21 protein-coding genes and 1 pseudogene are annotated in these 12,666 nt (G+C 53.3%); 17 read left to right on the top strand and 5 right to left on the bottom strand.

Features of this window, described 5'->3' with window-relative positions; translation table 11 throughout:
- Window position 1: 1 nt before the first annotated feature.
- The 5 genes from ACUTQY_RS11480 to ACUTQY_RS11460 all read right to left on the bottom strand — a co-directional run bounded on the left by ACUTQY_RS11480 (window position 2) and on the right by ACUTQY_RS11460 (window position 2,702).
- Entirely contained in the window at window positions 2–145 is a 144-nt protein-coding gene (locus ACUTQY_RS11480; protein WP_154582428.1) for a hypothetical protein, read from the bottom strand.
- A complete protein-coding gene (locus ACUTQY_RS11475) occupies window positions 139–351 on the bottom strand; it encodes a hypothetical protein (protein ID WP_208093560.1) in 213 nt (70 codons plus the stop codon). The genes ACUTQY_RS11480 and ACUTQY_RS11475 overlap by 7 nt, the downstream gene beginning before the upstream one ends.
- Window positions 352–836: 485 nt before the next feature.
- Window positions 837–1,319, bottom strand: a complete 483-nt coding sequence (locus ACUTQY_RS11470) for a hypothetical protein (RefSeq protein ID WP_445583281.1) — start codon at window positions 1,317–1,319, stop codon at window positions 837–839.
- Between the two features lie 70 nt (window positions 1,320–1,389).
- A complete protein-coding gene (locus ACUTQY_RS11465; RefSeq protein ID WP_197827796.1) occupies window positions 1,390–1,539 on the bottom strand; it encodes a hypothetical protein in 150 nt (49 codons plus the stop codon).
- Window positions 1,540–1,961: 422 nt separating this feature from the next.
- Window positions 1,962–2,702, bottom strand: a complete 741-nt coding sequence (locus tag ACUTQY_RS11460) for an XRE family transcriptional regulator (RefSeq protein WP_046688405.1) — start codon at window positions 2,700–2,702, stop codon at window positions 1,962–1,964.
- Between the two features lie 98 nt (window positions 2,703–2,800).
- Here ACUTQY_RS11460 and ACUTQY_RS11455 point away from each other — a divergent pair, with 98 nt between their 5' ends.
- The 17 genes and pseudogenes from ACUTQY_RS11455 (at window position 2,801) to ACUTQY_RS11375 (ending at window position 12,647) form a co-directional block, all read left to right on the top strand.
- Entirely contained in the window at window positions 2,801–3,049 is a 249-nt protein-coding gene (locus tag ACUTQY_RS11455; RefSeq protein ID WP_072010281.1) for a helix-turn-helix domain-containing protein, read from the top strand.
- A 17-nt stretch (window positions 3,050–3,066) separates the two neighbouring features.
- The gene (locus tag ACUTQY_RS11450) at window positions 3,067–3,360 is read left to right on the top strand and encodes a CII family transcriptional regulator (RefSeq protein ID WP_060387652.1); all 294 of its coding nucleotides are present in this window, start codon (window positions 3,067–3,069) and stop codon (window positions 3,358–3,360) included.
- Window positions 3,361–3,493: 133 nt separating this feature from the next.
- Complete coding sequence (locus tag ACUTQY_RS11445) at window positions 3,494–3,676, top strand: DUF4222 domain-containing protein (RefSeq protein WP_445583282.1); 183 nt, start codon at window positions 3,494–3,496, stop codon at window positions 3,674–3,676.
- Window positions 3,673–4,587: a helix-turn-helix domain-containing protein gene (locus tag ACUTQY_RS11440; protein WP_445583283.1), complete on the top strand. Its 915-nt coding sequence runs from the start codon at window positions 3,673–3,675 to the stop codon at window positions 4,585–4,587. Before ACUTQY_RS11445 ends, ACUTQY_RS11440 begins: the two co-directional genes overlap by 4 nt.
- A complete protein-coding gene (locus ACUTQY_RS11435) occupies window positions 4,584–5,303 on the top strand; it encodes a replication protein P (RefSeq protein WP_445583284.1) in 720 nt (239 codons plus the stop codon). The genes ACUTQY_RS11440 and ACUTQY_RS11435 overlap by 4 nt, the downstream gene beginning before the upstream one ends.
- Window positions 5,300–6,274, top strand: coding sequence for a DUF968 domain-containing protein (locus tag ACUTQY_RS11430; RefSeq protein ID WP_445583285.1), 975 nt, complete (start codon window positions 5,300–5,302; stop codon window positions 6,272–6,274). The genes ACUTQY_RS11435 and ACUTQY_RS11430 overlap by 4 nt, the downstream gene beginning before the upstream one ends.
- Window positions 6,271–6,627, top strand: coding sequence for a RusA family crossover junction endodeoxyribonuclease (locus ACUTQY_RS11425; RefSeq protein ID WP_445583286.1), 357 nt, complete (start codon window positions 6,271–6,273; stop codon window positions 6,625–6,627). Before ACUTQY_RS11430 ends, ACUTQY_RS11425 begins: the two co-directional genes overlap by 4 nt.
- The gene (locus tag ACUTQY_RS11420) at window positions 6,624–7,436 is read left to right on the top strand and encodes an antitermination protein Q (RefSeq protein WP_445583287.1); all 813 of its coding nucleotides are present in this window, start codon (window positions 6,624–6,626) and stop codon (window positions 7,434–7,436) included. The genes ACUTQY_RS11425 and ACUTQY_RS11420 overlap by 4 nt, the downstream gene beginning before the upstream one ends.
- Before the next feature lie 266 nt (window positions 7,437–7,702).
- Window positions 7,703–7,827: pseudogene (locus tag ACUTQY_RS11415) on the top strand.
- Window positions 7,828–7,983: 156 nt separating this feature from the next.
- Window positions 7,984–8,301, top strand: a complete 318-nt coding sequence (locus tag ACUTQY_RS11410; protein ID WP_060441685.1) for a phage holin family protein — start codon at window positions 7,984–7,986, stop codon at window positions 8,299–8,301.
- Window positions 8,288–8,722, top strand: a complete 435-nt coding sequence (locus ACUTQY_RS11405) for a glycoside hydrolase family protein (protein ID WP_197827787.1) — start codon at window positions 8,288–8,290, stop codon at window positions 8,720–8,722. Before ACUTQY_RS11410 ends, ACUTQY_RS11405 begins: the two co-directional genes overlap by 14 nt.
- Window positions 8,719–9,102: a DUF2570 family protein gene (locus ACUTQY_RS11400; RefSeq protein ID WP_197815119.1), complete on the top strand. Its 384-nt coding sequence runs from the start codon at window positions 8,719–8,721 to the stop codon at window positions 9,100–9,102. Before ACUTQY_RS11405 ends, ACUTQY_RS11400 begins: the two co-directional genes overlap by 4 nt.
- Window positions 8,990–9,259: an Rz1-like lysis system protein LysC gene (lysC, locus tag ACUTQY_RS11395; protein WP_443003812.1), complete on the top strand. Its 270-nt coding sequence runs from the start codon at window positions 8,990–8,992 to the stop codon at window positions 9,257–9,259. The genes ACUTQY_RS11400 and lysC overlap by 113 nt, the downstream gene beginning before the upstream one ends.
- A 450-nt stretch (window positions 9,260–9,709) precedes the next feature.
- Complete coding sequence (locus tag ACUTQY_RS11390) at window positions 9,710–9,952, top strand: DUF2560 family protein (protein WP_128868910.1); 243 nt, start codon at window positions 9,710–9,712, stop codon at window positions 9,950–9,952.
- Window positions 9,953–10,020: 68 nt separating this feature from the next.
- Entirely contained in the window at window positions 10,021–10,671 is a 651-nt protein-coding gene (locus ACUTQY_RS11385) for a putative metallopeptidase (RefSeq protein ID WP_197827785.1), read from the top strand.
- A 31-nt stretch (window positions 10,672–10,702) separates the two neighbouring features.
- Entirely contained in the window at window positions 10,703–11,182 is a 480-nt protein-coding gene (locus ACUTQY_RS11380) for a DUF2280 domain-containing protein (RefSeq protein ID WP_264383848.1), read from the top strand.
- The gene (locus tag ACUTQY_RS11375) at window positions 11,169–12,647 is read left to right on the top strand and encodes a phage terminase large subunit family protein (protein WP_445583288.1); all 1,479 of its coding nucleotides are present in this window, start codon (window positions 11,169–11,171) and stop codon (window positions 12,645–12,647) included. Before ACUTQY_RS11380 ends, ACUTQY_RS11375 begins: the two co-directional genes overlap by 14 nt.
- The last annotated feature ends 19 nt before the right edge of the window (window positions 12,648–12,666 follow it).

The raw sequence follows: 12,666 nt of genomic DNA, 5'->3' as shown, positions 1-12,666 counted from the left end.
CTTAGCTCCAGACCGCGCCGGCAGTCAGCAGGCACAGGGTAAAAATGAGAAGGTAGAAGAGGTGTTTTCCGTGGTGGCGCTTAGGGGCGAAATCGCCCCCGGTCAGGTCGTACTTGTGCTGAATACGGGCGTTGAGGCTTACCATGTTGGCCTCCGCTGCTGAGTGTGCAGGCGGCGCTGCAGTGTTCTGATGTTCTGGCGAATGACGTACACCGGCGCGCAGGTATCGGAACAGACGAGGATTCTCACGGCCTTATATCTGCCGTCTTCGTAGCGCTGAATGCTTACGGACTGTTTGGCTACGTCGCGCGTCTGGCCGCAGTGTTCACAGCGTTGGGTGGTGGTTTGCATAACATGTCCTCTCAATGAAATTCACATGGGCAAAGGCGCTGCCTGAGTTGATGCACGCGCTCGGTTTCCCTACGGTTCCAGCACACTGGAGCAGGGCAGCGCCTTTGGTGATGTGAAAAAAAGAGCCCCGGCGAGCGGGGCAAAGGATGTGACAAGGGAAGTGGTACTGAGCAGGCTTGTGATTTCTCACGCACCTGGTGGCGCATCGAACCGGGGATTTATACTGTGTAGATATAAATTAGGAACCGAAACGATACGCCACCAGATAGGTGAGGTATTGGGCTGACCACTCATGAGGTAGGATCCTTCACCGCTTCCAGAATTTAAGGAATCGGGCGAGTGGTCAGCCTAATACGCCGGCATCAACCGGCGATGATAAAACCGACTGCCGACCAAAACGCGACGCAGATGACAACCACGCCCAGCCAGACTTTTTCGTTGAATGTCATGATTGCCTCAGTGCGCCCCGTAGGGCGCGGTGAGTGTTACTCGGGTAGTGAGTCGGGAACGGAAGGGCGCATGAAGTCGGCCCATGCTAGAAAAACGGCGCTCGGTTCGTCCCGCCCGTAGGCGTGCTTAATCACTAATCTGCCGCTTTCGTCTGGCTTCAGATAGTCGTAGTACATACCGCCATCTTCGAAGTAATCGCGGTAGAATCCGTTTATGCCAACGAAATCACCGTCTTCACTGACCCAATTATCAAGCCAGCCTGGAGCGCCTTCAGGAAATTCCCCGCTCTCTTGAAATTCAGCCAGCTCATCTTCTGTAGCGGCGGTAAGCGCATACCGCATTTCGATAACGCGGCGTTCAACTTTTTCAAGGGTTAGGCTGCATTCGGCCTTACCGTCAGCACCGAGGCCTCCCCACTTTTGCGAATACTGGTAAAAATCAACCAGCCCCCACACCTTAATGTCATCGCCACGCTTAATGTCTGGCGTCTCTGTTGGTTTCTTCCAGGTTGTTTCCATCGTCGTGTAACCCTCTGCTGTAGTGGTCTTAATGAAGCGCCCCGAAGGACGCTTGATAAGTTCACTTCCCTTAATCTTCGCCGCCGATTGCTTTGAAAATTCGGTCAGCTTCTTCCTCGCCGTCGTCGGCTCTTTCTGCATTGAAGGCGACAAAATCAGACCAGGACTGGCCGATAAAATCGCGAACTGTTGCTAAGTCAAACTCGTCTACTTCAATCACTTGCTATCTCCTTCAGTGGTTTTATGCCTGCCGCCCCACACTGGCAGCGGCAGGGTAAATCCACTTCTGTGCATGACTTATCAGCCTCTCGCTGCGTAATCCTCTGCGTAAGCTATCGCCCGCGGGCGCTTCACCTACCTGCCTGGTATCCGTACCGGCGCCATTTCAATTTGCCAGGGCGCTGCGTTCAGCCTGTCATGCGGTTCTGATTGTTAAAGAGCGTCCCGGTGGTTTGGGGTGACGTTGTTGCTGTCGATGGATTTAATTTATGCGTATAACGCAAATGCGTCAAGCGCAAAAATAAGCATGAAATTGAGTTTTTACGCATATGATTGAAATTTCTGGTTAAATAATTTGCGTGAGGGAGTGGTTTTTAGGCACAAAAAAACCGGCCTGAGCCGGTTTGATTGCTTATATGTGGTTTACCAGGTGGATGAAGACCAAAAAACCCTACCAAGAACAACTAGTTGTTCTTTTCTTTGTTGGAGGGTAAGAACTTCGTCTTTAAACTCTTCTCGGTTCATTGAGCGGATTACGACACCGCCGTCTGGCTGCTCAATAAGATATTTTACTCTAAGCAGGTCACCATGACGGATGCCATAGGCCTTACCATCCCGGATGCGTGTGTCGTCGGTGTTAATGCCTACTACATCACCGTCAGACAATCTCGGCTCCATACTGTTGCCGATCACCCGGACAAGTTTGGCCGCAGAAATAGACACCCCCAACTTGTGTAGATAGTAACGCCTGAAGATTAAGGCAAACTCTTCTTTTTCCACAATTTCGACACTGCCATCGCCAGCAGCAAAATGAACGTCAATTAGTGGGATTTCCACAAATTCCTCGCTGTCCTGAGCTCCATCCTCCCACACTGAGGCTTTAAGCCTGGTTGGCTGAGCATCAGACTCAGGAGATAAGTTTTCGAAAGGCAAATCTGGCCTAAAAAGGTCGCTAACAGGGCGCTCAAAGAAGTCAGCAATCTTCCTGATCATCTCGTCACTATAACCCTGCTTAGCCCGCTCCAGGCGAGAGATGTTCCCTACGTCGCTATCAACAGCATTCGCAAGGTCAGCAAGATTTAGCCCCTTCTTAACGCGAAGGTGCCGGATGTTACGACCTACAGTAGGGTCGATTTCTTTAGGTAGCTTCTTTTCGGTTTCCATGCCGTCATTTTTTCATTCATGTGCGTCACACGCAAAGCGTCTTGCGCAAAAATGAAATGCGCATTAATATGCGTGTAGCGCAATTAAAAGGGGCCGCTATGCAAACACCACTTAGAAATATGCGTGTAAAGAAAGAGCTCAAGATCACTGACGTAGCCCATGCGGTCAATTGTGACCCTGGTTACCTGAGCCGTGTAGAACGTGGCGTGCATACAGCATCGCCTGAGTTGGCTGAAAAGCTATCTCGATTCTACTCCGGCGAGATCACTGAACTGCAAATTCTTTACCCAAAACGTTATGCGCGAGCCAGCGAAAGCCAGCCGCCAATCATCAACCAATCACTGTAAGACAACGGAAATTGTAAATGGAATCAGTCGCAACAACACGCAACGAAGCTCAAGCGATTCAGAGTGACATCATGAGCCGCATTGCAGCTATCGGGGTGACAAGCCTGGCCGGCGCGATCGGCGTTGATAAATCGCAGGTGAGCCGCTGGCAGAGCAAAGGGGGGCTGGTGGAGAAAGCGAGCCTGCTGCTGGCCGCTACTGGCTTTAAGCGTTCGGAAACCATGCTGACGTTCAGGGGCGAGGAAGTCGCTGATCTGGCGCGCGGGCTAATGGCGATGCTGGAGCACATCCGGGAACCAAAGACGGAATAGGGGGCTTTATGGCCTGGAGCAAGAAGAAAGCCGAGCAGTTGCAGCTGGTCGGCAATCACTTTTCTAACTGGGAGTTCTGCAATGAACAGCCTGATTGTTATCGATATGTCGGCATCTCGTCAAGGGTTGAAAAATGTCCGGCTCGCAAAGCACTGAGCTCGACCGGTATTACACGGACTGGCGGGGCGTGCAGGTTCACGTCATCCGCTGGGATCGAGTTGATCGCCAGGTCATTTTCACGCGAGAGGGTTATCCGCATGAGTGCATGCAGCCCCTTGAGAGGTTCAAAGAGAAATTTAAGCGGGTGGATGTATGAGCATGATCCTGATGGCAACGGCCATGAAAATTAAGGTGGGTAACCCACTGCGCAAGCTGGTGCTCATCAAAATGGCTGACAACGCCAACGATGACGGCGAATGCTGGCCGTCGTACCAACACATTGCCGATCATTGCGAGTGCAGCAAGAGCGCGGTAAAGGCACATATCACGGCATTGATAACTATGGGGTTGCTATCCAAAGAGAACCGCCTTGGTAGCAATAACGGGAAGGGCAACACGTCAAATATTTACCAGTTGACCTTGGGTAACCCTGTGTCGTCAGAAAACACAGCCCCTATGGCAGGAAAAAGCATAGCCCCTGTGCCGTCAAAAAACACAGGTAGGTCAGGAGAAAGCACAGGTGTGGCGTCAGAAAGCACAGCCCCTGTGTCACCTGCTGGCACCCCCTGTGGCAGCACGTGGCACCAGAACCTATCACTAGAACCTAAAGACAATAAATCTTCTTGTCAGGTCGCTCCGCAACCCGACGAATCAGACGAGGAAAAGTTTTTATCTCGGCATCCTGAAGCTGCTGTGTTCAGTGCCAAGAAAAAAATCTGGGGTAGTGCTGAAGACCTGAAGTGCGCGGAGTGGATCCGATCTCGCATCGTGAAGCTGTATGAGCAAGCTGCCGAAAGCGATGGGGAAGTCGCCAGACCGAAGGAACCTAACTGGACAGACTGGGCAAACGAAATCCGCCTGATGTGCTCTCAGGACGGACGCACACACAAGCAGATCTGTGAGCTGTTCGCGAAGGCAAACCGGGATCCATTCTGGTGCAAGAACATCCTGAGCCCGTCAAAGCTGCGCGAGAAGTGGGATGATCTGACGCTGAAGCTTAGCGCCAATCCTGCCGGCGCGTCTGGTGGACACTGGAACACTGCCGAAGCCTGGGGTAACACGCTATGAATAAATTCATGAGTGCCATTCAAAATCGCGATAGTGGAGCCCTGGCGCGGATGATGCCAGCGGAGCCACAGGCGCGGGTAGTCAATGGGAATGCGGAAAAATTGGTTGATCTGCTGTTCACCAACCTCATGCAAGTCTTTCCTGCGGCAAAACAGACAGCGTTGAGCACGCCAGCAGAAGTCGCTGCAGCAAAGCGTCAGTGGATCCTGGCATTCGCAGAAAACGGGATCACCTCAGTCGAACAGTTGCAAGCAGGCATGCGCATGGCGCGGCAGCAGGAAAGCGACTTCTGGCCGAGCTGTGGGAAGTTCATTGGCTGGTGCAAGACAGGCGCAGCTTTGAATGCCGGCCTGCCATCGGTTGATGAGGTTGAGGCGGAGTTCAAACGCTACAGCGCTAATCGCGGTCACGTCCGCCCAGAAGATTTCAACTGGTCGGCTCCGGTCATGTACTGGATTGTGATCGACGTTCGTCACCAGATGCTCCAGTACAACCACACCGAAAGTGAGATACGCAAGTCAATTCAACAGCACCTCAACCGCTGGGCTAAACGACTGGCTAAGGGCGAGCGCGTGCCTACCCCAGCGCCACAAATCGCCTACAAGCAGCATATCCCAGCCCCTTCAGAGCTGATGGACAAAGACGGCAAATTTCAGCGCAAAGGTGAAGAGCTGCTGGCTCGCATTCGCGCAAAAAAACAGGGACAACCGACATGAGAGCGATAGTAAAAGCAGCTGTGCAGCACGATCTGGGAATTGCCCTGATCCCGGTAGACGAAAAGCTGGTGCCGTACATGACAGGTCGCGTGATGGTTTCCACGTTGCCGGACGAGTTCAAGAGCTCGCCTGAAGGCATTCTGCCGGCGGTTGAGCATGAGATCGCAAATGACCCGCGCCTGCAGGATTTCTTCCAGCATGAGCGCGTGACGAACGCCTGCGGTGGCGTTAACGCGATTGAGGCCTGGGCGACGCAGTTCACCAAATGCCAGTACAGCAAACACGATCGGCCGGCGACTATTTTGGACACTGAGCGCGTAGGGCATTCAGCTGTTCGCATCTGCCCGCAGTGCTACAAACAAAGCCTGGGTGTATCACCGAAGATTGAAAAAATCGCTGCACGCAACACGGCGCGCTGGGTGGTAGCCACGGCCAAACATCGCCTGAAGTCTGAGGGGCAGCTGACAATCCCAGAGCTGATGCTGTGGGCCATGCTGTCCGGCGTGTTCGACCTGATCCCCGATGATGTCGCTCGCACCGTCACCGACTTACCGGAGCCAAAGGTGATCACCGGCACCCGCAAAGAATCCGACATGGACTGTCAGCCGGCGGTCACTGCGATTATTTCCAAGCAGGCGGTTAAGTGTTTCACCGTAGACCCAGCGCCACAAAAGGCCTTCATGCTGCGGCCAAAGCTCACTCGCGTAGAGGACAGCAAATATACGCGCTGGGTTAAGACTCGGCCTTGCTGCGGCTGCGGTGCCCGCGCAGATGACCCTCATCACATCATTGGCCACGGCCTGGGAGGGATGGGAACCAAGCCCAGCGACTACCTGACAATCCCGCTGTGCCGTACCTGTCACCGCAAACTGCATGACGACCCAGCGGCCTGGGAAGCGGAACATGGTAGCCAAACCGATTTGCTGGCGCAGTTCCTGGATTACTCCATTGGCATCGGGGCGATCGCATGAAGATTTACCAGATCACACCAATCCCTAAACCACGAATGACACAAAGAGACCGGTGGGCCAAGCGCCCGCCAGTTCTGCGCTACCGGGCATTCTGCGACGAGGTGAAATTGAATCGAATCTCGCTGCCTGAGAGCGGCTATCACGTGACGTTTGTTTTACCCATGCCAGATGGCTGGAGCAAGAAGAAACGCGCAGAGATGGCCGGAAAACCGCATCAGCAGAAGCCGGACAAGGACAATCTGGAGAAGGCGTTGCTGGATGCCATTTTTGAAGACGACTGCCGCATTTGGGATGGTCGAGTAACAAAGATTTGGGGCGAAGTAGGCCAAATAATTATAGGGGAAATAGCATGAGATTAGAGTCGATTCCGAAATACTTTGCACCGAAATCACCGACCTTTAGCGACTCACCGCGCGCGACGGCTTCGGACTCCTTGACCGGTACTGACGTGATGGCGGCATTCGGGATGTGCCAGGCGCAGGCAGAGTTCGGTCTGGATTTGTTTTTGGCAAAACAGGGCATCAGCTCACCTGAGCGTGCGCTGGAACGGTTGAAGGAATACGCGATAAAAGCCGCCAGCGCACACAAGGCCATCCGCAAACACAGTGAAGAGATTCAGCACAGAGCGATCGGCGTCATGGTGGCGTTCGCATTCCAGGATTACTCCCGCAGCGCGGCCAGCGTAAGGATGTGCGAATGCTGCAAGGGGGAGGGATTTATTGACGCTGAGGTGTTCACCAACAAAGTCCAGTATCCAGACGGTAAGCCGCCGAAGTGGGCGAAAATCACTAAGGGTGTATTTCCGTCGTACTGGGAGGAAGTGAAATCGGTGAGGGAGGTTGTGAAGGTGCTTTGCCCGACCTGCAAGGGAAAGAAGGTGATCAGCAACGCCTGCAGATGTAACGGACGCGGCAAGGTGTTGGACAAGAAGCTGAGCGATAAGACAGGGATCCCGGTGATGAAGGACTGCGACAAGTGCAGCGGTAGAGGGTATGCGCGCCTGCCCGCTGAGCAGGTTAGAAAGGCGCTGGCGCTGGAGGGCTTAGAGATAGCGGAAACCACCTGGCGCCGGGACTACAAGCCGTTCTATGAGCAGCTTGTCACGCAGTGTCACAAAGAGGAAAGCATTGCGGATTCTATGCTGGCGGCGGTCACGGTTTAACTAAATCAAGAAAAATAGCGTCACGTTAAAAGCAAAGTGTTGACATTTTGGCGAAAATGGACTAGTTTAATTCCCATGATGTGATATTTCCGCTTGTCACATGACCAATCAATTAAGGCCCGCCTCTGTGCGGGCTTTTTGATCACAACAGGTAAGAGGATTGCAAGCGCTGGGTCATAGACAGCGCGGGAGCGTGAGCAGTATCGGGCGGGCCTGAGAAACCTAATTTGCCTGATAGCTGTTGAATAATGCAGTGCTCTTACCGTTGTGGTGTAACTCAATTCCCGCTTGCGGGTTAGATGGGTAGAGTAAGGCATCAACCGGTTCGCCGGCAGGGCAGGCATGATGCTAATGCTGAACCTGAGTGCGGGTTCGATTCCCGCCACCACACAACATTCAAGCCTCGCCATCGTGCGGGGCTTTTGCATTTCAGCCCCAGCCAACGGACGACACACACGGCATACCCTCTTACCGGCAGCGTTTACGGCTGGTGGCTGAACCCTACCCATAACCCGAAGCCGGGAAAGAGCCCCGGAAGGGGGAGGTTATGAAAATGCCCTGGAAGAACGAACCCAACATCCTATCAATGCTGATTGCGTTCGGTATGACCCTACTGGGTGCTATTGCGAGCTACTCATTCAAGGTGCTGAACGGCGAGGCCTTCAGTTGGCGCACGCTGTTTCTGCAGCTCTTCGTTTCTATCTTCGCCGGGTTAACCATGGTGATGATTGCCCTGCATTACGACTGGCCGTCAGAAGTGATGGGTGGCGTGTGTGGCATGGCCGGTTGGTCAGGTGCGTCGCTGATTAAGGCGCTGGAGCGTCGATTCTTGAACAAAGCAGGTGATGGCTATGAAAACCAGTAACAACGGACGCAATTTCATCAAGGGTTTTGAGCAGCTTCGCCTGAAGGCATACCCAGACCCAGGCACAGGCGGCAAACCATGGACGATTGGCTGGGGCCACACAAAAGGCGTTATGCAAGGCGACCGAATTACCCAGGAACAGGCAGAAGCGTTCTTCTCCGAGGATTTGGCCGTGTTTGAGCTCACGGTCAACGGCGCGATTAAACGCCCGATGACGCAGAAACAGTTTGACGCGATGGTCTCGCTGGCGTTCAACATCGGCGGCCCGAACTTCGCGCAATCCACGCTGGTGAAGAAATTCAACATCGGCGACGTGCAAGGCGCAGCGGATGAGTTCCCAAAATGGCGCAAGGCGGCAGGTGAGGTTATGCCTGGACTGGTGAAGCGTCGTGCGGCAGAGCGCGAGATGTTTTTGTCATGAACACCTCATTCAGCTTCCGCATGATGGCGATCGGCCTGTTACTGGTGGCGCTAATTGTTGCCGGCAGGCTGGCGTTTTACTTCCACAGTAACGCAGTGCGGGCCGGTGAGCAGGTTAAGCAGCAGGAAAAGACGCTGGCGCAACAGGCAGGACTGATCACCACACTGCGCGCGGATGACGCCCGTAATCGCGCAATGATGGCCGAACAGCAACGGAGAGAGCAGCAGCTGCGCCAGCAGGGCGAAAACTACCAGAGGAAATATCAGGATGCCATTAAAAATGATGAGTGCGCCCGCCACACTGCTCCTGGTGCTGTTCTTGACCTCCTGCGCGGAACGGACACCGCCGCCACCGGCGCCGCTCGTTCTGTTTCCCCCTGAGTCCGTATTCAAGCCTTGCGAGGTGCCAGCGTTACAAGGCGACACTTGGGGCGACATTGGCAGTCATGCGCTGGCGCTGCAAACAGCGTTATCAATCTGCGCCGGTCAGGTGGCCACGATGAACCAATGGCGGGAAAGCATTGGGAGAGAAAAATGACATGCAATTTGGTCTGTGAAATCAAAATTCGTCGTTGGATCACCCCGGTGCTGGTCATCGCGTGTCTAACAAAATGGGATTGGCTGCTGATGAAATGCATCAGCATGAAGATTAAAACTGTCCCGACTGAGGCATAGCATTACAGGTGGCATTCACTGAGTGTCACCGATAATGCTGAGTTATAATCCTCATACTTTCAATGGTAGGAGGAATTATGAAGTGTTGCCCTAAATGCGGTTCTTCTGCTGTATCCAAGGATAAGCAAAGAGGCGGCTGGACAGGTGACTATATCTGCGATGGATGTGGATTTAATAACGCGCCCAGCGAGTTCTTATCTGAAAAAGAGCATAAGAGCAGAAAAAAACCTGGGACTTTACCTGGCTCGCATACCGATAACTGAACGAACCCGCTCCGGCGGGTTTTTTTTGCCCCTTGAACAGGAAAATCTATATGTCAGGCACTGTAGAGATCACCCCAGCCCAAACAATCCGTCTTCGGTTGCTTGAACTGGTTAATTACGACACCGCGGCAGCAGCGAAAGCCATTGAGTTTGTCGGCGACGATGCGCTCAAGAACGCGATCTTCCAGCAGCAGTTTGCGCGTGTTTTTACGGAGAGTGAGATTGTCGCTAAGACGGTCAAAGCTATTCAGGAAAGCAAAGAAGCCCTGGCGCTGTTCGACACCGAGGCATAGCAGGCATCGCAGCAGCCATTCAGTGAGTGGCTGATTCAATGCTACCAATAAACCAGCAGGAGGAAGTCATGGCAAAGCAAACGCAGGATGAAAGCCATGCTCGGCGGCCATATCCGCCCCTGCAGTTCATCGAATCCCATCAACTGATGCCATACATCGGCCTAGTACCTGCAAACGAAGTGCAGGACTGGATGCAGCGGCAAATCATCGACGATGCCGGCAGCCTATTTAACCCAGACCACGGACACCTTGCAGACGCCGATTTGCGCTTTATGTGGGCATCGTCCGCGTTTGAGAAGAAAGGGCGCCATGTGCTCGGACAGGCTGAAGAGGTAGCGATGCGCGCCGGCGGCTGGCAGAAGGCCCGGATGGAACAGCAGATGCATGAGTGGTTCGATGAAGTGCCGAAATTCATCATCACGCTTGCTGCCGACTACTGCTCACAGTGCTCTGATGCTGAGTTCTGCGCCCTGGTCGAGCATGAGCTGTACCACATCGCACAGGCGACAGATGATTTCGGCGCACCAAAATTCAACAAGGAAGGCCAGCCGGTGCTGAAGCTGCGGGGCCACGACGTTGAAGAGTTTGTTGGCGTGGTTCGCCGGTATGGCGCCAGCGTGGAAGTTCAGGAACTGGTTGATGCGGCCAACAGGCCTGCGGAGGTGGCACAACTAAACATTGCCAGGGCGTGCGGTAACTGCATGTTGAGGCTGGCGTAAATATTGGACTGTATTGGACGGATGGTGATTTATGGCTGCATTAAAACCAGATGTAAAAGCCTTCATCATTCAGTCTCTTGCGTGCTTTGACACCCCTACGTTGGTGGTAGAGTCCGTCCAAAAAGAGTTTGGGCTAAAAATCACGCGTCAGCAGGTTGAATCTCACGACCCGACAAAGGTTAGCGGCAAGTCGCTGGCTAAGAAGTGGGTAGACCTGTTCTACACGACGCGGGAGCGATTCAAGACAGAAATTTCAGATATTCCGATCGCCAACAAGGCCTACCGGCTGCGCGTTCTTGATCGCATGGCGACGCGAACCGAAACCATGAAGAACTACGCATTGGCCGCTCAGATCGTCGAGCAGGCCGCGAAAGAGTGCGGCGATGCGTATACGAATCGACAGAAGGTAGAGCACACAGGTAAAGACGGCGGCCCCATCGAGTCGGCCACGTTGACGAAAGACGAATACAAGCAGGCTCGGCGGGAGATGTTGGAGGATGACGATTGTTGAGCAGCGGAATTATGCCCGCAAGATAGAGTGTGAAGAAGATGGGATGTATTTCTCCCGCTACTTCTTCAAGCAGAGAACTGGCGGCAAGATGATAGTCGCACCACATCACAAGGTAATTCAGGAGACTCTGGATCGTGTGATCGATGGCGAGATTAAGCGTCTGATTATTAACGTCCCTCCCGGCTATACAAAAACAGAACTGGCGACCATCAATATGATGGGGAGAGGACTGGCGTTAAATAGGCGTGCCAGGTTCATGCATCTATCGTATTCGCACAACCTTGCTCTTCTTAACTCATCTACAGCGCGAGGAATAATAAAGTCTCGTGTGTATCAATCCATGTGGCCTATGGAGCTTCGAGATGATGCTGATAGCAAGGCGATGTGGTGGAATGAGTTTGGCGGCGGCGTGTATGCTTCATCAGCAGCGGGCCAGGTAACCGGATTTCGAGCCGGGCACATGGAGCCAGGCTGGCAAGGCGCTCTGGTTATAGATGACCCAGTAAAACCTGACGACGCTTACTCTGAGATCGTCCGCGATGGCGTAAATAACCGTTTTAACGAGACAATCAAATCACGACTGGCGATCGAGACGACGCCGATGATTGTCATTATGCAACGCATCCACTACCACGATCTGAGCGGTTATCTTCTGCGCGGAGGCAGTGGTGAGAAATGGCATCATCTGAACTTGCCGGTGATTATCGACAACAGTCAGTCATACGCTGCGCAGTATCCAGAAAACACCCACGCTATACCGATTGACCACGGATTGCCTGATGGTTGGCTGTGGCCATTCAAACACAACGAATCGCATCGAACATCTCTGTTTTCTCATCGCCGCACTGCGGAAGCTCAGTACATGCAGAAACCTCGCCGCTTCAATGCTGAGGGGGCGCTGTGGAACGAGCAGATGATAAGCGCTGCTCATGAACTACAAATCAAGCATGACAAGGTTCGCACTGTAGTGGCGATTGACCCGCAGGCAACCAACAGCGATGAGAGTGATGAAACAGGGATAGTTGCTGCAAGTTCCTATGGCGCTGGAGACAAAAAGCAATTCTCGGTTGATGGGGATTACAGCGGTAAATATTCCCCAGCAGGATGGGCTAAAAAAGCGATATGGGCGTATGAACATCATCAGGCAGATGCGATCGTCATAGAGACAAACCAGGGTGGTGACATGGCGGAGGAGACACTACGCAATGCAGGCTTCAAAGGGAGGATTATTCGAGTTCACGCCAGTAAGGGGAAGTATGCCCGAGCGGAACCAATATCAGCCCTGTACGAGCAAGGCAGGGTGTTGAATCAGGGGAATCTCTACGTGCTGGAAAATCAGCTGATGGAGTACATACCGACGACTGCCAAAAAGTCACCAGACCGCCTTGATGCCATGGTTTATGCGCTGACTGAACTCAATGGCTCTCAACCGAGAGGGATGATGCTCCCTAAGCGGCTACAGTAAACCACTCCAAACGGAAACC

The organism is Serratia sp. TSA_130.1 (genome assembly GCF_052691795.1).
The sequence above is the reverse complement of the archived record's forward strand: the minus strand, read 5'-3'. Positions and strand labels throughout refer to the sequence as shown.

Coding starts and splice junctions, on each gene's coding strand:
- ACUTQY_RS11375 (WP_445583288.1), top strand. CDS start 11,169: ATGACGATTGTTGAGCAGCGGAATTATGCCCGCAAGATAGAGTGTGAA.
- ACUTQY_RS11455 (WP_072010281.1), top strand. CDS start 2,801: ATGCAAACACCACTTAGAAATATGCGTGTAAAGAAAGAGCTCAAGATC.
- ACUTQY_RS11410 (WP_060441685.1), top strand. CDS start 7,984: ATGAAAATGCCCTGGAAGAACGAACCCAACATCCTATCAATGCTGATT.
- ACUTQY_RS11470 (WP_445583281.1), bottom strand. CDS start 1,319: ATGGAAACAACCTGGAAGAAACCAACAGAGACGCCAGACATTAAGCGT.
- ACUTQY_RS11425 (WP_445583286.1), top strand. CDS start 6,271: ATGAAGATTTACCAGATCACACCAATCCCTAAACCACGAATGACACAA.
- ACUTQY_RS11430 (WP_445583285.1), top strand. CDS start 5,300: ATGAGAGCGATAGTAAAAGCAGCTGTGCAGCACGATCTGGGAATTGCC.
- ACUTQY_RS11480 (WP_154582428.1), bottom strand. CDS start 145: ATGGTAAGCCTCAACGCCCGTATTCAGCACAAGTACGACCTGACCGGG.
- ACUTQY_RS11475 (WP_208093560.1), bottom strand. CDS start 351: ATGCAAACCACCACCCAACGCTGTGAACACTGCGGCCAGACGCGCGAC.
- ACUTQY_RS11440 (WP_445583283.1), top strand. CDS start 3,673: ATGAGCATGATCCTGATGGCAACGGCCATGAAAATTAAGGTGGGTAAC.
- lysC (WP_443003812.1), top strand. CDS start 8,990: ATGCCATTAAAAATGATGAGTGCGCCCGCCACACTGCTCCTGGTGCTG.
- ACUTQY_RS11450 (WP_060387652.1), top strand. CDS start 3,067: ATGGAATCAGTCGCAACAACACGCAACGAAGCTCAAGCGATTCAGAGT.
- ACUTQY_RS11420 (WP_445583287.1), top strand. CDS start 6,624: ATGAGATTAGAGTCGATTCCGAAATACTTTGCACCGAAATCACCGACC.
- ACUTQY_RS11380 (WP_264383848.1), top strand. CDS start 10,703: ATGGCTGCATTAAAACCAGATGTAAAAGCCTTCATCATTCAGTCTCTT.
- ACUTQY_RS11400 (WP_197815119.1), top strand. CDS start 8,719: ATGAACACCTCATTCAGCTTCCGCATGATGGCGATCGGCCTGTTACTG.
- ACUTQY_RS11445 (WP_445583282.1), top strand. CDS start 3,494: ATGTCCGGCTCGCAAAGCACTGAGCTCGACCGGTATTACACGGACTGG.
- ACUTQY_RS11435 (WP_445583284.1), top strand. CDS start 4,584: ATGAATAAATTCATGAGTGCCATTCAAAATCGCGATAGTGGAGCCCTG.
- ACUTQY_RS11460 (WP_046688405.1), bottom strand. CDS start 2,702: ATGGAAACCGAAAAGAAGCTACCTAAAGAAATCGACCCTACTGTAGGT.
- ACUTQY_RS11405 (WP_197827787.1), top strand. CDS start 8,288: ATGAAAACCAGTAACAACGGACGCAATTTCATCAAGGGTTTTGAGCAG.
- ACUTQY_RS11390 (WP_128868910.1), top strand. CDS start 9,710: ATGTCAGGCACTGTAGAGATCACCCCAGCCCAAACAATCCGTCTTCGG.
- ACUTQY_RS11385 (WP_197827785.1), top strand. CDS start 10,021: ATGGCAAAGCAAACGCAGGATGAAAGCCATGCTCGGCGGCCATATCCG.